The following is an 18,952-nucleotide window of genomic DNA, read 5'->3' as shown; positions in this document are numbered from 1 at the left end:
AATGGCTGCTCTGAGCCCACTTTGACCGATGCTGCAGGTTGCAAGAATGGCCGCATTGGGCAGATTGTGTTGAAAAACTCCGATTTTGGGTCTGATCAATGGATTTCTTCACCGTACAGGCTCGTCAGATTTTCGTGGCGAGGGGTTCGGCCAAATTGTCATGTCTGAATTTCGGAGTTTTTCAACACAATCGGCACGAACTAGTTCACTAGTTGGAAACCAGAGATGCGCAGTTTTTCCGCGCATCTAAAGTATTTGAACCTATCAGACCGGGATTTTTTCAATGTAATCCCGCATCGAATTGAACACTTCGTTCATTGTGCTGTCCATTTTCCCTCTCATCATCAGTCTGTCCATCAGTGCGCCGAGAAGGCCAAACTTCATCTCATATTCAAGTGTCTGGCTAACCAAAGTAGAGTCGCCCTCGGTTTCAAGGCGGGTTGTCCAACGCATGTACTTCAGGGGCCAGTTATGCTCGTACATTTCCATCGAAATGGATTTGCCGTCTTCAACCGCTGTCACTCGCTCCAGCACGGTTCCTTGAGCGCCCAGAAAACACTCTCTGGATGCACCGACGCCCGTGCGATTTTCAGATATGTATTTAGCCGTTTGGACGTGTGGGTTGTAGTCGTCGACAGTCTCCAGATCCGCGAGCGTGGCAAACACCAATTCCTGTGGTGCGTCTATTTTGATTTGATGGTGAAGCGTTGTCATTTGTCCTCCGATTTGCGACAGCCCTATCAGTAGAACGACGGCAATGACCGCGCCCACCGCAATTACTTTGATAAGTTTCATGTGCTCCGTTCCGATTTTCGACAATTAAAATTGCATACAAATGCCGACTATTGGTCCATTGTCGGCGCGGTATTTGCGAAGCTAGGCCTAGCCTTGATGTCGGCATACCACTTCGCCACTTTTGGAAAGCCCTGAAGGGATTGTCCGACCATTTCAAATAGCGCAATCGTGCTCACTAGAGACAAGTCCGCCAATGTTGGAGAACCGTCTGGTCCACTTTCTATTGGCATTGCACGTTCCAGAATTTCGAGCGCATCAGTCGACTGATGCGCAGCCGCTTCAATTTGAGCAGGATCCCCATCTTTGCTCATGGATTGAATGACCAAAGTTTGTACGGGCGGGTTCAGTTTGGTGTGGTTCCAATCGAGCCACATGTCTATTTGCGCGCGCGTGGTATTGTCCTGAGCGTAGAACCGTTCACCTCCATACTTCGATGCGAGGTATTTCATGATCGCGTGCGACTCTGGCAGTACCATCGAGTCATCTTCCAACACTGGCACACGACCAGTCGGGTTCTTTTCTAGGAACTCGGCACTCCTATGTTCGCCCGATTCCAGGGAAACATTTTCTATTTCTGGCCGCAGTTTCAGCTCGTCGCAAAGCATGCGCACACGACGGGAATGTTGCGAAAACGGGTGGCTATAAAGTTTCATTTCGTGCCTTTCTACAAGTTGTGACTTGTGATATACGATGGCGAAACGTTAAATACAAGTGAATACTTGTGGAAGAGGCGATATGAACGAGCAGGCCGCTCTGAAGGCAATTGCGGAACCCCGTCGCAGAGAGCTATTAACGCTATTAAGAGACCAAGGAACGATGTCAGTCGGCGAGATGTCAAAGCGCGTCTCTGTCACGCAGCAGGCAGTGAGTCTTCACCTCAAGATGTTGGAGGAAGCTGGTCTGGTTGAGGCGCGCAAGGAGGGGACGCGGCATTTATACGCAATTAGGATTGGCGGTTTTCAACCGGTCCAAGATTTTGTGTCTAGCTTCTGGGCGGATCAGTTAGCAGCGTTAAAAGAAAGTGCCGAGAAAGAATGAGGGATGCGTTCATTCAGCAGATCGATATTGAGGCCTCGATTGAAACGGTTTTTGATCACTTTGTAAAACCAGAATTTATGGTACGCTGGATGGGTGAGTTTGCTCGCCTTGATGCACAGGATGGTGGCCTGTTTTCGGTGGACATCGACGGTGTCCTGATCCGCGGGGAATACACCAAAATCGATCGTCCCACTTTCATTGAAATAGCCTGGGGTGAGGCTGGAAATGAATTAATGCCGCCGGGCTCCACGCAGCTTTCGATTTCGCTACAGGACAGGGGCGGCAGCACATCGCTGACGCTGACACATTCCGGGTTGCAAGATTCTGAGTTTGAGAAACATGCATATGGGTGGCCCATTTTCCTTGCTCGGCTTGACTCAGCGTCGCGAGGGCAAGACCCCGGCGCGTATCCTTGGTCGGAGACGAATTAGGCCGACCTCAAGCCAGAGATTGAAGCGAAACAACTTCACCCAAATAATACCGGCCATTCGGATCAGCGGTGTGAACGTCAGCAAAGTCCCGCACCTGAGACATTGGGCATTGGCCGCAGCAAAGCTCACGGTGCCTGTCAAAGGCACCGAGTTCGGAGGCCAAACCAAAACTGTTCACCGGCCTTGCGTAAGCCTTTTCTTATTCGTGCCTGACAGGATGATGTAAGGTCACCAAGTACCGTTTTCGGTACGCGCCGGTTGATGGGGATGCTGCCCTTTTTTACTGTCGGTTATGCCGACCGAGCCCCGCTCGCAGCATCCCCCATTGACGCGGGCCGTGCTTCCATCGCCAAGCGCCAAAGCTTGGTTGCGAGCTTACGGGCGACGGCGACAATCGCCTTCTGCCCGATCCCATGCTTCGCAAAATGTCGATTGTAGAGTTCCTTGGCTTCCGGATCGCGCCACGTCCATTGCCATGCCGCTTCAACCAGAATGCCACGCAGACGCTTCTGACCCACGGGCTTGATCCTGGCCCGGGCTGCACTGCCACCGCTCGGGCTGACCACCGGGGCCAGCCCGAGATACGAGGTTACTTCTTCCGGCCTGTTAAACCTCTCTGGCGAGAATAGCTCGGCCAAAAAGCTTGTCGCGGCAGTCTCCCCCACACCGACGATAGAGGTCAGGCGCTTATAAGGTTCGGGGTGCATCCGTTTGGTGGCAGTGCGGATCTCTGCGCGGAGCATCTTGTCTTCCGATAACAGAAACAGGTATTCGCGCACCATTGAGGCCAGCGCCATGTGATGTTGCGGCGGCACATCGAGCGCGGTCAAGTCGGCGGATGCCGCCAGCGACCACTTCTGAATGCTATCCGGTTCATCAATGCCGGACGCCAGCAAGAAACCCTTGATCTTCTGTTTGATCTTACCCCTGCTTTCTGCGATCCGTTTGCGCCGTCGCACCAAGGCGCGATAGCCCTCTTGCTCTACAGTCGGGACCGCGATGGGGCGTAGCAACCCACGGGCATAATAGGTTGCCAGCTTCACCGCATCCAAACGGTCATTCTTCGCTGCCGCTGCATATCCGCGAGAAATGCGCGAAGCTGCGATGATGGACACATCAAAACCTGCATCCGTCAAAACCCGCGACAGAGCGAAGCCGGTAGGGCCGGATTCATAAACTATGTGCTCTAAGTTAATACCCAGTTCTGTCAGTTGATGAGCCAGTGCCGCTTCACCTGACGGACAGGTGTAACTCTCTACCAACCCGTCCTCTTTGGAAAACAGCGCAACCGAATAGGTCTTCTTGTGAACATCTAGGCCAACGACGACAGGCTGATCTTCAACTGCCGCCACAAAGCGCGAAATGCGTGTTGCTTTCTTTACCATGCTGGAAACTCCTTTGTTTGGAATGTTCCGACATCGCAGCAGTCAACCGCGCCGCCGTCCAGCATGGTATTTTTTATGCGAGGTCCCACTAGACCCCATTCCGGTTCTCGGGCTTACTGCGCCTAAACACGCAGCAGGGATCGGAATATGCAAACATTCACCGCCAACGACGGCCTTGAAATTGCCTTTCAGGACGAGGGCGAAGGCCTGCCTGTTCTGGCCCTGTCCGGGCTGACGCGGAACTCGGATGACTTCAACTTCGTCGCGCCGCACCTGAAGGGTATTCGTTTGATCCGCATGGATTATCGCGGGCGTGGGCGGTCTGATTGGGGTAATCACACAACCTATACCGTGCCGCAGGAGGGACTGGATGCGCTGTCCCTGATGAGCCATCTAGGGATCGACAAAACTGCGATCCTTGGCACATCGCGTGGGGGCCTGATCGCCATGGGGCTTGCCGCGACTGTGAAGGACAAGCTTCTGGGTGTTTGTATGAACGATATTGGGCCCGAGCTTGCGCAGCACGGGCTGGACAACATCATGGGGTATCTGGGGCGCAAACCCGCCGCCAAGACCATCGAAGACGCCGCCGATGCACGTGCGAAACTCATGACCAATTTCGGCTTCAATGACGTACCAATCGAGCGCTGGGTTGAGGAATGCTACAATCTGTTCGAGCAGGACGATCAAGGCCTGACCAATCGCTATGACCCGGCCCTACGCGAGGCGGTTCAAGCTGCTGGCGCGCAACCCGCCCCGGACCTTTGGCCGTTCTTTGACGCGATGGAGGGCCTGCCGCTGGCTTTGATCCATGGTGAAAACTCGGACCTTCTAAGCGACAAGACGGTCGCCGAAATGCGCAGGCGGCGCCCCGATATGGGCTATGCAAAAGTCCCTGATCGCGGTCATGTCCCCTTTCTGGACGAACCCGAAGGCCTTGCCACACTCAACGCATGGCTAGAGAAGATGCAATGAACATCAACGAGATCCGCAACGCTGCCCGCCGCAATGCGGGCCATGTCCGACGCACACCGCTGCTGACCTCGCCCTTTCTGGACGAGATCGCAGGGCGGCAAGTGTTTGTGAAACCAGAATGCCTGCAACACACGGGCAGTTTCAAATATCGCGGGGCGCATAATGCGATTTCTCAGCTATCCGCCCAGCAACGAGAGCTGGGCGTGATTGCCTATTCGTCCGGCAACCACGCGCAGGGCATTGCGCTAGCTGCGCGCCAAAACCAGACACCAGCGACGATTGTCATGCCGTCGGACGCGCCTCAATTGAAGATCGACAACACACGCGCACTGGGTGCCAAGGTCGTATTGTACAATCGGATGACTGAAGATCGCGACCAGATCGGGGCCGACCTTTCGCGACAACACCGGCTCACCTTGATCAAACCTTTCGACAACAAAGATGTGATCGCAGGTCAAGGAACCGTGGGGCTTGAGATCGCAAATCAAGCGCGCGACGCAGGCATCCGCAACGCACAGGTTCTGGTGCCCTGTGGCGGTGGCGGATTGACTGCAGGCATCGCCATTGCCCTCGAGCATGACGCGCCGGACATGACAGTTCGCCCCGTGGAGCCCGCGGACTTCGATGACGTCACCCGATCTCTTCACGCCGAAAAGATCGAGATCAATGAGAAACGAAGTGGCTCGATTTGCGATGCAATCCTTACCCCCGCGCCCGGTGACCTGACTTTCCCAGTCATGACCCGCCTATGCGGTGCGGGCATTGTGGTAACTGACAAGGACTGCTTGCGCGCGATGGCGCTGGCTTTCACGCGTCTGAAGCTGGTCATCGAACCCGGCGGCGCAGTTGCCTTGGCCGCCGCCCTGTTTCAACCGCTAGAAATCAAAGGCGACGCGGTTATTGTAGTGGTATCAGGGGGCAATGTCGACGCGCCCCTGTTTGCCGATGCCCTGAACCGTTTTGCCTGACCCTTGTCCCTGACCGGAGACCCCGATGACCGATTTCACGATTGCCTCGTTCAACGTCAAAAACCTGATTGGCGCGGACCAGGAATATTACCAGTTCCAACGTTACACGCCCGAGGAATACGCATGGAAGCGTGATTGGATGGCCGATCAAATGATGTCGCTGGACGCCGACATTATCGGCTTTCAGGAAATCTTCGAAGAAGAGGCCCTGCTGGATGTGATTGGCGAGGCAAACGCCCGTGCACATGACCTGAACGCTGCCACCATCCCGGATGAAAGCAAGCGCTATCACCGCAAGGCGATCTTTCGCAAGCTGGCGGTGAAACCCTGGCCCAAGGATGGGCTGGCCTTTGCCGCCAACGCAGCAGACGGCGAACCCGGCCACCGCCGCCCCGGCGTCGCGGTCCTGTCGCGGTTTGGGTTCGTCGGAACGCCTGAGATCATTCAGGATCTGCCAGAGCCTTTGACCATCCCCTTCCCTGCCCTGCGTGGGGACGAAGGCGACGCAGGACACTACACCCTGTCCCGCCTGTCACGCCCGATCCTGAAGGTTCGCGTGCCCATCGGGGATCAGGTCATCACCATCTTCAACTGTCACCTGAAGTCCAAACTGGGCGAATTCGTCCGACCAGAAGGTGCCGAATTCGCGCCTGAGGTGGATTTGACCAACTACGATCCCGTGGGCCGCGCCCTTGGGGCCGCGCGATCCGCCATGCGTCGGATGGCCGAAGCGTGGGTTCTACGCAAATTGGTGGTGGACGAACTGCGCGCAGGAAACCCTGTCGCCGTCATGGGCGATTTCAACGATGGCGAACACGCCGTCAGCTCGGAAATCATCTCGGGCGAGGTGCCGTTCAAGAACTACGCATGGATGCTGCGGCACGACGCGAAGACCGACCGCGACCGCTATTCCCGCGAAGAAAGCGCGCAGATCACCGAAGATATCGAGGCGGTGCGCCTGCATTCCGCCGAGAAGCTGTTCGTCCGGAAGTCCCTGCGTGACATGGTCTATACCTCGGCCTTTGGGGGCGTGTTTGAAAGCATCGACCAGATTTTCCTCAGCCGCCATTTCCACCCGGACAACACGTCCCGCATCGCGGATATGACCTATTTCAGTGTGTTGAATGACCACATCACCGACGGTTCGCACCCCGAAGCCCCCTATAACAAGCTGGCCTCAGATCACGGGCAGATCATGGCGCATCTGACCTTACGGGACGCGTAAATGTTCATAATTCCTGCCTCACATGGCATCACGCTTCACACGGTGGAAAGCGGCCCCAAGGATGGTCCCCCCGTGGTCTTCGCACATGCGCTTGGGTCCGACCTGACCATGTGGGACACGGTGGTCGACGCCCTGCCCGATCACCTGCGCCTGATCCGCATGGACATGCGCGGGCACGGCCAAAGCCCTTGCCCCGAGGGCCCGTATCCCATGGGCGATCTGGTCGGCGATGCGGGCACAACGCTGGACGCGTTGCGGGTGAAGGGCTGCGTCTTTGTCGGGCTGTCAATCGGCGGCATCATCGCGCAAGGATTGGCAGCCGAGCGGTTGGATCTGGTGCGCGGGATGGTGATTTCGAACACTGCCGCGAAGATCGGAACGCCGTGGCAATGGGAAGATCGCATCAAAGCGGTGCGCGATGGCGGAATAGACGCCAATATTGAACGCTGGTTTTCCCGTACGACCGCGCGGGATCACCCAGAGCTTCTGGAAGACGCCCGCACCCGTATGCGTGCCACGCCGCTTCAGGGCTATCTTGGCTGCATGGAAGCCATCGCGGACACGGACCTTTACGAAAGCACAGCTGCCCTGCGTCTGCCCACGCTGGCGATTGCAGGGACCGAAGACGGCTCGACCCCCGCCGACATGGTGCGCGAAACGGCGGGTCTGATCCCAGGATCACGCTTCGAGCTAATCCGCGGCACTGGACATATGTCCCCGGTTGAAAAGCCTGCCGAATACGCCGCGCTGCTGACCGACTTTCTTCGCTCTATCGGTCACGTCTAGAAAACCCCACATCGTTTTCAGCACGGGCAGAAAACACCTATCCCGCCGCACCCTCGGACCACATCGAGGACGTCAGCCCGCGCCAATGGGCGTCCTCGGGCGTGCCGTCGATCTGAGCGGCACAGGTGGCGCAGACATCAGCCGAGGCGTCAACGGGTCCGCCGGGAACGGGGAAGGAGGAGAGAGGCGCGTCTGAGGCGCAGAGGGGGCAGGTCATGTGGGGCTCCGGGGTTGGGTGAGGGAGCTATAGGGGGGATTGGGAGGGGAGGGAAGATGGGAGTTCGGGGGGATACGACACCCAACTTCACTCCGAGTGGCCTTAGATTTTGAATCCCGAGACCCCATACTCGTACTTGTCCGCATCAGCAGGCCGCATCCATAACCACCTTAACCTCGTGACAATGTTTTTTTCATCGCAAGGATTGGGCGTATCTTTGTGCTTACAATACTCAAGAAAACGCGAGTACTCGACCGCCAGCACCTTGGGGAAGAACAAAAAGTCCCCCACCTCCCATCCAGCGATCCAAACGTCATAGAAGAACATCGGTGTCTTACCGGGTTCACCTACCCAGTCTTGCGGGATCGCTGTGAATTCCTCGTCCTCATACAGCAAACCATGTGTATAGATTGGTGGGCCTAATTTAGTGCGTGCTTCGGTATAGCTGTCTTGAGTAAAATCTGACGACCACGCTTCCGGCTCGGGGTTGAAAAGGTAGAGCGAAAAAACAATCGCCAAGCTTAGTACCAAGACCGAAAGCAATGCTTTTACCATAGATCAACTCTTTCACGCACAATCAGCTGTCAAACTCGATCAGATCTTCAATTGCCGCTCGAAGCCATGAATAGAAACCATCATAGGTTTCGCGTTCTTCGTATCCAACTGACGCGAAATCATGAATGATGTAGACAGTCTTGTTGTCTCGCCCATCCCAACACGCAGTATCGTCATTGTCCTGACGTCGGGCGAACGGGGTTAGTGTCCGGTCCGGATAACGTTGTCTTAGGCCAGTCAGAGCGTGGTTTAGCTCTTCCCCATCTAGGAAATACCACGGCTCTAGATCTGAAAATCCCAAACGTTTGAGGCGGAGATACTCTTGCGGAAACTCAATTCCTTCGAGTGGTTTAGGTGATATTGATTTGAATGCTGTCAACATAGGCTCAGTTCACCCAAATGGGGCAGATCAATCAACCCCAAATAGCACAAATGTACAGAGGACATCGCCTGACCCCGGGTGGGCAAGACGCCCTCCCATGGGGAAGGTCGGGCGTTGTCCGGCTTCCCAGCCGGACGGGGGGGGGTGGGATGGGCCGACGGGTTAGCGCTCCGGGTGGGAGGCTAGTGGGATGGAGTTGTGAGGGAGTGGGCACGCGATTTGCTGCGCAATTCGCTGCCGCCCACTGGTGCAATTTTCAATTGCACCTAATTCGCTGCCGCGCACGGAATGAAAAAGGCCGCTGACGCGGCCATTTTCATTCTTAATCATCCATCTTCAGAGCGTTAATAAACGCTTCCTGCGGGATATCCACCTTGCCGAACTGGCGCATCTTCTTCTTACCCGCTTTCTGCTTCTCCAGCAGTTTCTTCTTCCGGGTCGCATCGCCGCCGTAACACTTCGCGGTCACGTCTTTGCGCATCGCGGACAGAGTCTCACGCGCGATGACTTTGCCGCCGATGGCCGCTTGGATCGGGATTTTGAACATGTGGCGCGGGATCAGGTCTTTCAGCTTCTCGCACATGGCGCGGCCACGTTGTTGCGCGCGGTCTCGGTGCACCATGGTTGACAGCGCGTCCACCGGCTCGTCATTCACAAGGACGGACATTTTCACAAGGAAGTCCTCGCGATAGCCGAGCATCTGGTAGTCAAAGCTGGCATAGCCTTTGGTGACCGATTTCAGGCGATCATAGAAGTCGAAGACAACTTCGTTCAGCGGCAGATCATAGACCACCATCGCGCGCGAACCCGCATAGGTCAGGTCCATCTGAATGCCGCGGCGGTCCTGACACAGTTTCAGCACGTCGCCCAGATATTCGTCGGGAACAAGGATGGTCGCCTTGATGCGCGGCTCTTCCAAGTGATCGACAATCGACAGATCCGGCATATCAGCGGGGTTGTGCAGTTCGATCATCGTGCCGTCTTTTTGGTAGACGTGATAGATGACCGAGGGCGCGGTGGTAATCAGCTCGATGTTGTATTCGCGTTCGATCCGGTCGCGGATCACTTCAAGGTGCAAAAGGCCAAGGAAGCCACAGCGGAAGCCAAAGCCCAGCGCGGCCGAGGTCTCCATCTCATAGCTGAAGGACGCGTCGTTCAGGGCGAGCTTTTCGATGGAATCGCGCAAGTCTTCGAACTCGGCACTGTCGACAGGGAACAGACCACAGAACACAACAGGCTGGGCCGGCTTAAAGCCGGGCAGCGCGTCTTCGGTGCCTTTCTTTTCGTGCGTGACCGTGTCGCCAACACGGGTGTCACGCACCTGTTTGATCGAGGCGGTCAGGAAGCCGATCTCGCCGGGGCCAAGCACGTCGATGGGCTGCATCTCGGGCGTGAATACGCCCACGCGGTCGACGGGGTATACGGCATTGGTCGAGAGCATGCGGATCCGCTCGCCCTTTTTCAGCTTGCCGTCGATCACGCGGATCAGAACGATCACGCCCAGATAAGCATCGTACCAGCTGTCCACCAGCATCGCTTTCAGCGGCGCATCGGGGTCGCCCTGCGGGGCGGGCAATTCGTTGACAATGGCTTCCAGCGTCTCGCGGATGCCCTGCCCGGTTTTGGCGGACACCTGAATGGCACCGGAGGCATCGATGCCGATCACATCCTCGATCTGCTCAGCCACGCGGTCGCAGTCAGACGCGGGCAGGTCGATCTTGTTCAGAACTGGCACAATCTCGTGATCCGCGTCGATGGCCTGATAAACATTGGCCAGCGTCTGCGCTTCCACCCCTTGGGTCGAGTCCACAACCAGCAACGACCCCTCAACGGCTTTCATCGAGCGGCTGACTTCATAGGCGAAGTCAACGTGGCCGGGCGTGTCGATCAGGTTCAGGACATAGTCCTCGCCATTATCCGCCGAGTATTCGATCCGCACGGTGTTGGCCTTGATGGTAATCCCGCGCTCGCGCTCGATATCCATACTGTCGAGCATCTGCTCTTTCATGTCCCGGTCGGCAACTGTGTTCGTCTCTTGGATGAGACGATCAGCCAACGTGGATTTACCGTGGTCAATATGCGCCACGATCGAGAAATTGCGGATGTGTTTCAGGTCGGTCATGGTTCAGCGTATTAAAGGGATTTGGGGATTGGTCAAGGCAGATCGCTGCAGCCGTCGCAAACTGCTTTGTGTTGCAACAACATCTGACGAGTTAATGCAATACAGGCTGTCATTCTGACGCAGCTTGCGAAGAATGCATGGGCACAGCAAACACAATCCGCTATGCCTCACAAAAAGAGGCTCTTTATGCGCTCTCCGCTGCTCAAAATCATCATGACTTTTTACGGGATCATCGGATCAACACTGGCATCTGTGCTGGTGGTCATCGCACTGGTGAACGGGGTGTCCGGTCTATGGCCCTTGATTGGCGCAGCGACCTTTGGATTCATCGTCGGGTTACCTGTGAGCTATTTTGTCGCGCGCGTAATAATGGGCGGTTGATCCGGATCAAAGAGGCGTCGCAAAAACCGGACCACAACTCACGCATAATAGCGATTGTGTAAAAAGGAGAATGCCATGCTACGTCTAGCTTCCGTCATCTACATCCTGCTAGGGGCAACACTCGCTGGGATTTTTATCGTCGCGGCACTAACTGTCGGATTGGACACCGCTCAGCCCATCACCTATGCAGCGATTTCTGGATTTATCGTAGCCATCCCCATTTCATGGTTCGTTGCAAAACAAATCAATGGCTAGAATCCCAACGTTAGAGATCGGCGGCGGCGTAGTTCTAGTCTAAGCGCCGCCACACGCTACAGATAACGCTCCCCTTCCGATATCTAGTCGCAGTTTTCCGATCTAAGAAAATTGCAACGTATTGTTAAGCACGATATGCTCTGGTCAAAATCGGGCAAAAGACCCGGACAGGCAGATCTATGGGATAATGGAATGAGACGAGCAGTTCTTGCAGCAACTTTGATGGCTACGATGTTGCCCGGCCCGGCGGCTTATGGTGGAACGATCGAACGGGCATGTATGAAGGCGGATCGCCCCAATGCAACGCGACGCCTATGCAGTTGTATTCAGGATGTCGCCAATGCAACCTTGTCGGGCGGAGAACGCTCGAAGGTGGCAAAGTTCTTCAAAGACCCGCATAAAAGTCAGGCGACACGCCAGTCGGACCGTCGTACGGACGAGAAGTTCTGGCTGAAATATAAACAGTTCGGCGACATCGTGACCCGCCACTGCGGTTAAGACAAATGCTTGATCAAACCGCGTGACGCGGCCTGCACCAGGTCCAGTGTCTGGGTGAAATCGCGAGTGTAGTAAGGGTCGGGAACGTGGTCCATACCGATTTCAGGCGCGAAGTCGGTGAAGATTCGAGCCGGCGTCTGGGATCCAGCGGGTCGCAGACGCTCGATATTTTCAAGATTGCTGTCATCCATGCCGATGATCAGATCAAACTGGTCGAAATCACCTGCTATGAACTGGCGGGCGCGCAGGTCGGACAGGTCGAAACCGCGTTCCAGGGCGGCTTCCTTCATCGGCGCATAGGGCGCACTGCCCACATGCCAATCCGAGGTGCCTGCACTATCGGTCAAGACTGCAAGCCCTGCCTCGGCAGCAAGATCGCGGAAAATTCCCTCGGCACTTGGGGAGCGGCAGATATTGCCTAAGCAGACAAATAGTACACGTGTCATAATGAGATTCTAACAGTTGGCAGGAGGGCTGTCACCTTTTTGCGCGCAGTCAGATTGTGAAGCCGCATCCCTTACCTGCGTGCTGAGCGTAGCCGCGCGTCAACTGTCAGGAACGGGCGCGGATTCGCCTATCGCGCGGATCTGCCCTTGCGGCCATTTAAGAGCTGCTTCAAAAGCGCGCTATGTCGCGTGCCAAACCTTACTCGTTAAGCTGTCCTATTTCCCTGTCCCTTGATCTTCTGGGCAACCGTTGGGCTCTACATGTCCTGCGCGAGTTACACGCAGGCCCTTCTGGTTTTGGCATGCTGCGCGATGGGCTACCCGGGATTGCCACCAATATGCTTTCAGCCCGACTGGCCGAACTGGTTGAGGGCGGGTTAGTTTCAAAATCCGGGCGCATCTATGCGCTGACAGAACGTGGACAGGCGACACGCGGAATTTTGTTTGAGCTGGCACGGTTTGGACGAGACATTCCCACCCCCGAAAACGCCGTCCAAACAGGTTTTCCTTCGTCCCGAATTGCCATCTTGACGGGAGCGATTGAACGCGCTGCTGGCCCGCTGGACGAGCTGCGCGCCGAAATTTGGCTGGACGAAACCCCTTTTACATTGATCATCTCGCAAGGTCAGGCCGCCATGATTGCAGGTCCAATGCCTTTGGCCCCCGTCCGACTTGGCTTTTCCTGGAGAGATCTAGAGGCTGTCGCAAGGGGCGATCAACGGCTTGCCAATTTTGCGGCCCAAGGCGAAATCATCGCGCAGGATCCCTTACTAGTGGCTGCCCTGCTTGATCTTCTGCAAAAGGCGATGGATATCTACGGTGGCTTTAAATGACTCCTATCCGATCTAGTGCTCTGCGGCACATTCGCAGGTGTGATACACCACAGCGCGCTAGGGGGCTGAGCTACTCTACAATGTTTGGACACTGACGTAATCTACGACTTGTTGTCCCTAATTCCCGGTCATGTTCTCGACAGATTGCAACAGGTCTCAAAACGCTGCCCTTTCTGGTTCCGGATGTCGAATGCTCCTTACTACCTGAACGCTAGCTGACGCCTCGTCAGCTATGCCGCACCGCAAACTAGGCGAAAGGCTCCAATTGATCGCGGTTTCCTTGGGCGCGGCTCACATCGCTTTGTCCAGCTCCCGCGCGAGAAGATCAAACACGACGCGAATACGACGACTGGTTCTGAGCTCGCGATGCGTCACCAACCAGACTGGGAAGTCTAATGACGGCAAGTCAGGAAAAACCTTTTCCACACCGGGCGTCGTTTCCCCTAGAAACTCTGGCATGAACGCGATTCCATGACCAGACTTGACCAACTCCCATTGCACAACCCCGTTTTCACTTGAGAACGCAAAATTTTCTCGGCGCACGGGAATTCCTTTATCCTGTAGGGTCGAAACCAGCTGGTCACAATCGCGACCGCCAATAAAAGCATTATCGGCGAGGGAACGTGATGTACGCGGCCGTCCGACTTTGTCTAGATATTCAGCTGCCGCATATAGGTTCGCGCGCATGTCACCTACGTGTCGCGCGATCAAATCGGACTCACTGGGACGGACATGACGGATCGCGATGTCGGCCTCGCGCTGCAGAAGGTTAGAGATATCATTTGATGCCGCGATCCGAAGGTGAATGCCCGGCGCAGCCTCGCGAAGGCCACCCAGGAGAGCGGGAAGAATGGCCGCCGAAAACAGGTCGGTGGCCGAGACGGAAACTTCGCCTGTTACTTCTTGGGATTGTCCCGCGGCAACTGTCGAAATGAGTGTCGCCGTCTCCCCCATAAGCCGCACATGATCCACCAGGTCCCGGCCCGCCTCGGTAAGGACGGGGCCGCGGACGCTACGCTGGAACAACGTAACACCAAGGCTCTCTTCCAGTCCGGTGATTTGCCGGCCGATCGTCGGTTGGGTGGTCTCTAGGACGCGCGCAGCAGCACTGAACGAGCCTGTCTCTGCGGTTGCAAGAAATGCCCGAACTTGGTTCCAATCAAAGGACATCGCTTTCCAGTTCATACAAGTATGTATAGCTAAAGTACGATTTTCCGCAATTCATATCTCCGCAGCGCATAGCTTACTCTCCACACCAAGGAGAAATGCAAATGCGAAACCCCATTCCAAGCGCTTGGCGCATACCGTTACGTCTCATCGGGCTGAGCCTCTTACCTTTCATGTCCTCCGCCAGCAGATTGATCTCGATTGGCAACCAAGACGCTGCACAAGATCCGAACGTTGCGCGCTTTGATGGTTCCTGGGAGATACTAGTTGTACATATTCTTTGCGGGTCGTTATTCCTGCTCTTAGCGGCGGTCCAGTTTTCACCAGAGCTATGGGCGAGCTATCGCGCATGGCATCGCACAGCTGGTAAAGTCGCGATGGTGGCGGGCGTCATAGCTGGGGCAAGCGGCATGTGGCTCATTCTTGCCTATCCGCGGGGTGAGCTTGCCACGCTCACGCTGGACATTGTGCGTGTCGGGTTCGCCGCTGCATTAGTTGTCTCTATCATCGCGGCGGTTGCAGCCATTCGTCGAAGTGATGTGGTCAGGCATCGGGCGTGGATGATCCGCGCATTTGCACTGGCCGTCTCTGGATCAACACAAGCATTGGTGATCGGGATTTGGCTGGGGGCTATCGGCCCGCTTACGCCCCAAAGCGCAACCAGTCTCATCACGATTGGCTTTGCCATCAATATCGCATTCGCGGAGTGGTGGATTCATGCGCTCTCAACCTCGCCCCGGATATTTAACCCACAAAGGAAAACATCATGACCGCCCAAGCTTTCTGGGATCGAAAAGCCCCTAAATACGCCCAAAAACCCATCGCCGATTCCGCCGCATATGAAGACAAACTGCAACACATCACGGCGCTCCTTCGCCCGACCGATCGCGTTCTTGAGATTGGTTGCGGGACAGGCGGTACGGCAAGAAGGATCGTGCAAGTTGCAGCACAGGTCACCGCGACCGATATTTCTGCTGAGATGATCCGGATCGCACGGGCAAGGTCAAATGAATTCGCCAAAGGAAAATTGGATTTCTTCCAAGCCGAGGCATCGCAAGAAATCGAAGGGTATCCCTTTGATGCTGTTTGCGCCTTCAGCCTCCTACACCTCGTGGATAATATACCCGAAGTGTTGGAAGCGGTGTTCCGTCAGGTGAAACCCGGTGGCTACTTTATATCCAAAACGGTTTGCCTAATGGATGCCCCCCGCGGGATGCAACTGATGGTGCGCTTGCTCACGACGGCGCGGATTGCGCCAAAGGTGAACAACATAAGCCGAGTCGAATTAACCGACCATCTGACCCGCGCCGGGTTCGAAATAGATCAAATCAAGCACTTTGGTAAGAACCACACCAGCCCGTTCATCGTCGCTCACCGACCCGCCGAATGAACATTTCGATCACCATTCCTATCCGTCGCAACTGAAGGACCCATTCTGATGATAACAATCGACACAAGGACCAAACTTTCGGCTCTATGGCTATTTATTCTGCTCAACATAATCTTTCGCGACATTCACCAATACGTCCTCGCGTCGCATTTAGAGATGCTGTTGACAGGCGTTTACAACGGGATTGAGGTCACCGATGAGCTCATGTTGCTGGGCGGCTTCCTCGTCGAAGTCCCGATTTCGATGGTGCTCTTTTCGCTGCTTTTGACCCGCAAGATCGGCCGTCCCGTCACAATCCTTGCAGCGATCATCACGACGGGGACTCTGTTTGCGTCCGCGCCGACAGATATGGATGACACATTCCACCTTGTCATCGAGCTTATCGCGATGGTGGCAATTCTATGGACCGCGTGGACGTGGCCGGTGCATGACCGTGCCGCTTCGTAGGGGACCGTCGGTTCGTTGCCGACAACTCGGCCCTGTCTAATCGGATTGTCCGAGGGGGAAGTCCGCGCCTTCACCCTGACGGCTATCAACACGCCTGGGAAACCGGATCAGAAGCGAAAGCAGGCGTCGGGAAGTGGGCCGAGTTCTACAATCACAAACGCCCCCATTCCGCCAAGTATCGCACGAGCCATGGTTGGATTACGAGCTGCTCCTTTGCTGACCATTACCCCTATGATTGGAGCTTCTTTGGTCCTGAGGCAGATATCGTGGCCCGCGTTGCTGTCTACCCACTGGAAACCCCGACTGGTGCGGTCACGGCGTTGATCGGGGCTCCCTATTTTCTCATTCTCCTATTCCGTCAGGTGCGACATGGCTGATCCGACTCTATCCTTCTCTGATGTCACATTCGGATAGATTTGCCCCGTAACTGGGGGATCAGCGATGGCTGGAACCGTGCAACCCGGCCTGCTTCGCTTGAGCTGCGCAAAGGCTCCGCTCTGCAGGCCTTAGCCGCACCCTAGTCACAAGAAAGAAACAGGAACGGATTCTACATCTAAACGGCCCGGATCAAGTGCTGGGTCAGCGTCAGACACTTTCGCCCCAAAAGGCGAAAAGAAATCGGCGTGGCCAATATCCCCCGGCAGTCGAGAAGCTTAGCCTTCTTCTTCTTTCTTCAATCCCATCAGCTTGTGATGAAACGAGATGGCGTCTTCGATGTCGTCGAACATATTCAACTCGCCGTCATGTAATACGGCACCCATTGTACACATATTGCGCAATAGCCCCATCGAGTGACTCACAAAGATCGCGCTGGAATTCTTCATTCTGTCTGCAAAGATAACCTGGGATTTCTTCCTAAAGACGGCATCCCCAACGCTGGTCACTTCGTCGACAAGATATGTGTCAAAGTCGATGCCCATACTCGTTCCCATTGCAAGCCGCGCCCGCATTCCAGACGAGTAAGAGCCGAAACGTTGAAAATAATGGTGACCAAGCTCAGAAAATTCCTGAACATAGTCGACCAATGCATCACTATCGATACCATAAATACGAGCAACAAAGCGGACGTTTTGTGCGCCGGTCAGCTCTGGGTGAAAACTGCCCGCGTATCCCACGGGCCACGAAACCGTACCGTCGCTTCGGACGTTACCAGATGTCGGAAGCGCTGTTCCAGCGATCATACGCAGTAGGGTCGATTTCCCAGCGCCGTTTCGGCCAATCAGCGCTACTGATTCTCCTGTTGGAAAAACGGCAGAAATGCTGTCTGCAACCACTGTGGTTTGATTGTTCCTGCGAAAGACCTTCGTTAAATTATCAAGTGCAATCATGCTAACGGCGATCTCGGACGCTGTAGTAAATCAGAAGCATAGTTGCCCAACCCAACAGAAGAACACCAAACACGCTTGCGACCACCAGAATCCGATTTGGGACGGTGGATGTTTGTGCCATGCGTGGGGTAATGTGGGCCGCCAAATAGCGGGACTGCCTTTGGCCTTCGGCAACGGCTAGGTCGTAGTTTGCCTGGGCAGATCTGTATGTTACCTCTGCAAATTCCAGATCTGCTGCAAGCTTTTCGTACTCAGCCATCAGGTGGGCATAGTTTTCGTCACTATCCCCCTGACTGGCATCGCTGAACTTTGCACGTTCTTCCGCGATTCGCTTTTTGATTGCGTCGATCTTGCTATGTGCTTGCTCTACGCGGGGGTCGGTTTCTTGTGCGCTGACAAGAAGTGTATCCAACGTAACAAGGGCTTGCGCAAGCTGTGACTGCAGACTTGTCAGCACGCCCATTTGGCCCGCCAGATCTGCGACGGGGTCAACGATCTGTGTACGTATACGAAATGCAGTCATAGCTTGACGCACTTCCGTCAGACGCTGTTGCGACTTCAGAAGCTCGTCTCCGGCGTATCGAGTTGCATCTTGACGTGCGATGTCGGACAGGCGGTTAATTGTACGACTGCTTTCGTCAAATGCCGCATCCGCGATGATAAGGGCATCATCGGGTGTGAACGCCTGGACTCGTAACGTGATCAACTTAGTCTGATTGTCGTACAACACGTGAACCTGGCGCTGCCAATAGTCTGCCAGGTTCTCAATTGTTCCAGAGGGATCATATGCGAAGACGAAGTCCTCGGGCCATGCCGACGAGAAGCGTTCCTTCAAGTTGATCGACGCATCAAGTCGGGCGACAAGGTCTTCACTTTGCAAATAGTCATAAAGAATGTCGGTATCGGCCGCAGATGTACCCGAAACCCCAAGCTGAGCGAGCCCCCCCATGAGGGCAACATTCGACCCAGCTTCTTCCTGACGCACCGAGAAGCTTACAGTAGAGACGTACTGATCTTTTGCCCATGTCCACATGTATAGTGAAGCCAGCAGTGTTGGAAGTATGACAGCAACCAGAAATACAAGAGCCAGTACGCGATGGCGCATTGGGACCCCGCCGGGGGCTACTGCTGGTCGCACGGGCTTGTTCGCCGCAGCGTTTTGTGGCTTATTTTCACCCGCTGCTGATTTCTCGGCCTTGCCGCCGGCAGTTGGTGTATTATCCTTGGAAGGTCCAGACACTTCCTTTTTCAGGCCGTTCGCCATTGAAAGTTGCTTTCGGTTGTTCTCCTGTAATGGTAGCTGTTACAGTGCGAAAACACAAAACACT

25 protein-coding genes and 1 pseudogene are annotated in these 18,952 nt (G+C 55.3%); 15 read left to right on the top strand and 11 right to left on the bottom strand.

The features are described from left to right. Positions 1-264 precede the first annotated feature (264 nt). Positions 265-795, bottom strand: coding sequence for an SRPBCC family protein (locus FIL88_RS01025; protein ID WP_142851966.1), 531 nt, complete (start codon positions 793-795; stop codon positions 265-267). Positions 796-842: 47 nt separating this feature from the next. Next, positions 843-1,448: a glutathione S-transferase family protein gene (locus FIL88_RS01020; RefSeq protein WP_142851965.1), complete on the bottom strand. Its 606-nt coding sequence runs from the start codon at positions 1,446-1,448 to the stop codon at positions 843-845. Positions 1,449-1,530: 82 nt separating this feature from the next. On the opposite strand from FIL88_RS01020, the gene FIL88_RS01015 reads away from it, so the two are divergent. Together FIL88_RS01015 and FIL88_RS01010 are read left to right on the top strand one after the other, a co-directional pair. After that, positions 1,531-1,833 carry a helix-turn-helix domain-containing protein gene (locus FIL88_RS01015; protein ID WP_142851964.1) on the top strand — a complete coding sequence of 101 codons (303 nt, stop codon included), beginning with the start codon at positions 1,531-1,533 and terminating at the stop codon, positions 1,831-1,833. Next, positions 1,830-2,264 carry an SRPBCC family protein gene (locus FIL88_RS01010; RefSeq protein WP_142851963.1) on the top strand — a complete coding sequence of 145 codons (435 nt, stop codon included), beginning with the start codon at positions 1,830-1,832 and terminating at the stop codon, positions 2,262-2,264. The genes FIL88_RS01015 and FIL88_RS01010 overlap by 4 nt, the downstream gene beginning before the upstream one ends. Positions 2,265-2,554: 290 nt before the next feature. Here the strand turns inward: FIL88_RS01010 and FIL88_RS01005 are convergent, their stop codons facing one another. Beyond that, on the bottom strand, positions 2,555-3,649 hold the full coding sequence (locus tag FIL88_RS01005) for an IS110 family RNA-guided transposase (protein WP_142851962.1): 1,095 nt from the start codon (positions 3,647-3,649) through the stop codon (positions 2,555-2,557). A 147-nt stretch (positions 3,650-3,796) separates the two neighbouring features. On the opposite strand from FIL88_RS01005, the gene FIL88_RS01000 reads away from it, so the two are divergent. The 4 genes from FIL88_RS01000 to pcaD are packed head-to-tail and all read left to right on the top strand — an operon-like array spanning position 3,797 to position 7,603. Beyond that, complete coding sequence (locus FIL88_RS01000; RefSeq protein ID WP_142851961.1) at positions 3,797-4,624, top strand: alpha/beta fold hydrolase; 828 nt, start codon at positions 3,797-3,799, stop codon at positions 4,622-4,624. Continuing rightward, positions 4,603-5,592, top strand: a complete 990-nt coding sequence (locus FIL88_RS00995) for a threonine ammonia-lyase (RefSeq protein WP_246066577.1) — start codon at positions 4,603-4,605, stop codon at positions 5,590-5,592. The genes FIL88_RS01000 and FIL88_RS00995 overlap by 22 nt, the downstream gene beginning before the upstream one ends. A 25-nt stretch (positions 5,593-5,617) precedes the next feature. Continuing rightward, positions 5,618-6,817, top strand: coding sequence for an endonuclease/exonuclease/phosphatase family protein (locus tag FIL88_RS00990; protein WP_142851959.1), 1,200 nt, complete (start codon positions 5,618-5,620; stop codon positions 6,815-6,817). Then, entirely contained in the window at positions 6,818-7,603 is a 786-nt protein-coding gene (gene pcaD, locus FIL88_RS00985) for a 3-oxoadipate enol-lactonase (protein ID WP_142851958.1), read from the top strand. It abuts the gene before it with no gap. A 37-nt stretch (positions 7,604-7,640) separates the two neighbouring features. On the opposite strand, the gene FIL88_RS00980 is transcribed toward pcaD, so the two are convergent. From FIL88_RS00980 to lepA, 4 genes are all read right to left on the bottom strand, one after another. Next, the gene (locus tag FIL88_RS00980) at positions 7,641-7,820 is read right to left on the bottom strand and encodes a hypothetical protein (RefSeq protein WP_142851957.1); all 180 of its coding nucleotides are present in this window, start codon (positions 7,818-7,820) and stop codon (positions 7,641-7,643) included. Positions 7,821-7,922: 102 nt separating this feature from the next. Continuing rightward, on the bottom strand, positions 7,923-8,375 hold the full coding sequence (locus FIL88_RS00975) for a hypothetical protein (RefSeq protein WP_142851956.1): 453 nt from the start codon (positions 8,373-8,375) through the stop codon (positions 7,923-7,925). A 22-nt stretch (positions 8,376-8,397) separates the two neighbouring features. Continuing rightward, entirely contained in the window at positions 8,398-8,676 is a 279-nt protein-coding gene (locus tag FIL88_RS00970) for a hypothetical protein (protein ID WP_221931101.1), read from the bottom strand. A gap of 403 nt (positions 8,677-9,079) precedes the next feature. After that, positions 9,080-10,879 (bottom strand): translation elongation factor 4, encoded by a 1,800-nt coding sequence (gene lepA, locus FIL88_RS00965; RefSeq protein WP_142851954.1) that lies wholly within the window; start codon positions 10,877-10,879, stop codon positions 9,080-9,082. A gap of 186 nt (positions 10,880-11,065) precedes the next feature. Between lepA and FIL88_RS00960 the strand changes: the two genes are divergently transcribed. From FIL88_RS00960 to FIL88_RS00950, 3 genes are all read left to right on the top strand, one after another. After that, positions 11,066-11,260, top strand: a complete 195-nt coding sequence (locus FIL88_RS00960) for a CTP synthetase (RefSeq protein ID WP_246066576.1) — start codon at positions 11,066-11,068, stop codon at positions 11,258-11,260. A 75-nt stretch (positions 11,261-11,335) separates the two neighbouring features. Further along, a complete protein-coding gene (locus tag FIL88_RS00955; protein ID WP_142851953.1) occupies positions 11,336-11,515 on the top strand; it encodes a CTP synthetase in 180 nt (59 codons plus the stop codon). Between the two features lie 222 nt (positions 11,516-11,737). Then, complete coding sequence (locus FIL88_RS00950) at positions 11,738-12,013, top strand: hypothetical protein (RefSeq protein WP_246066575.1); 276 nt, start codon at positions 11,738-11,740, stop codon at positions 12,011-12,013. On the opposite strand, the gene FIL88_RS00945 is transcribed toward FIL88_RS00950, so the two are convergent. Next, positions 12,010-12,462, bottom strand: coding sequence for a low molecular weight protein-tyrosine-phosphatase (locus tag FIL88_RS00945; RefSeq protein ID WP_142851951.1), 453 nt, complete (start codon positions 12,460-12,462; stop codon positions 12,010-12,012). The genes FIL88_RS00950 and FIL88_RS00945 overlap by 4 nt on opposite strands. 179 nt (positions 12,463-12,641) lie before the next feature. Here FIL88_RS00945 and FIL88_RS00940 point away from each other — a divergent pair, with 179 nt between their 5' ends. Further along, positions 12,642-13,292: a winged helix-turn-helix transcriptional regulator gene (locus FIL88_RS00940; protein WP_142851950.1), complete on the top strand. Its 651-nt coding sequence runs from the start codon at positions 12,642-12,644 to the stop codon at positions 13,290-13,292. A 291-nt stretch (positions 13,293-13,583) separates the two neighbouring features. Here the strand turns inward: FIL88_RS00940 and FIL88_RS00935 are convergent, their stop codons facing one another. Next, the gene (locus FIL88_RS00935; protein WP_142851949.1) at positions 13,584-14,477 is read right to left on the bottom strand and encodes a LysR family transcriptional regulator; all 894 of its coding nucleotides are present in this window, start codon (positions 14,475-14,477) and stop codon (positions 13,584-13,586) included. 86 nt (positions 14,478-14,563) lie between these two features. On the opposite strand from FIL88_RS00935, the gene FIL88_RS00930 reads away from it, so the two are divergent. The 5 genes and pseudogenes from FIL88_RS00930 to FIL88_RS17080 all read left to right on the top strand — a co-directional run bounded on the left by FIL88_RS00930 (position 14,564) and on the right by FIL88_RS17080 (position 16,673). Further along, on the top strand, positions 14,564-15,229 hold the full coding sequence (locus tag FIL88_RS00930) for a DUF2306 domain-containing protein (protein WP_185960801.1): 666 nt from the start codon (positions 14,564-14,566) through the stop codon (positions 15,227-15,229). Continuing rightward, on the top strand, positions 15,226-15,849 hold the full coding sequence (locus FIL88_RS00925) for a class I SAM-dependent methyltransferase (protein WP_142851947.1): 624 nt from the start codon (positions 15,226-15,228) through the stop codon (positions 15,847-15,849). The genes FIL88_RS00930 and FIL88_RS00925 overlap by 4 nt, the downstream gene beginning before the upstream one ends. Positions 15,850-15,897: 48 nt before the next feature. After that, entirely contained in the window at positions 15,898-16,296 is a 399-nt protein-coding gene (locus FIL88_RS00920) for a DUF6326 family protein (protein WP_142851946.1), read from the top strand. Between the two features lie 83 nt (positions 16,297-16,379). After that, positions 16,380-16,469: pseudogene (locus FIL88_RS16890) on the top strand (integrase core domain-containing protein); the annotation flags it as partial. A gap of 93 nt (positions 16,470-16,562) precedes the next feature. Then, the gene (locus tag FIL88_RS17080; RefSeq protein WP_221931099.1) at positions 16,563-16,673 is read left to right on the top strand and encodes an iron chelate uptake ABC transporter family permease subunit; all 111 of its coding nucleotides are present in this window, start codon (positions 16,563-16,565) and stop codon (positions 16,671-16,673) included. 276 nt (positions 16,674-16,949) lie between these two features. Here the strand turns inward: FIL88_RS17080 and FIL88_RS00910 are convergent, their stop codons facing one another. Both FIL88_RS00910 and FIL88_RS00905 read right to left on the bottom strand, forming a co-directional pair. Continuing rightward, positions 16,950-17,624 (bottom strand): ABC transporter ATP-binding protein, encoded by a 675-nt coding sequence (locus tag FIL88_RS00910; protein WP_142851945.1) that lies wholly within the window; start codon positions 17,622-17,624, stop codon positions 16,950-16,952. A gap of 1 nt (position 17,625) precedes the next feature. Further along, a complete protein-coding gene (locus FIL88_RS00905; RefSeq protein ID WP_142851944.1) occupies positions 17,626-18,729 on the bottom strand; it encodes a KpsE/RkpR family capsule polysaccharide export protein in 1,104 nt (367 codons plus the stop codon). Positions 18,730-18,952: the final 223 nt, after the last annotated feature.

Source organism: Aliiroseovarius halocynthiae (assembly GCF_007004645.1).
Taxonomy (GTDB): domain Bacteria; phylum Pseudomonadota; class Alphaproteobacteria; order Rhodobacterales; family Rhodobacteraceae; genus Aliiroseovarius; species Aliiroseovarius halocynthiae.
This window is presented reverse-complemented; position numbering and strand designations above follow the sequence as displayed.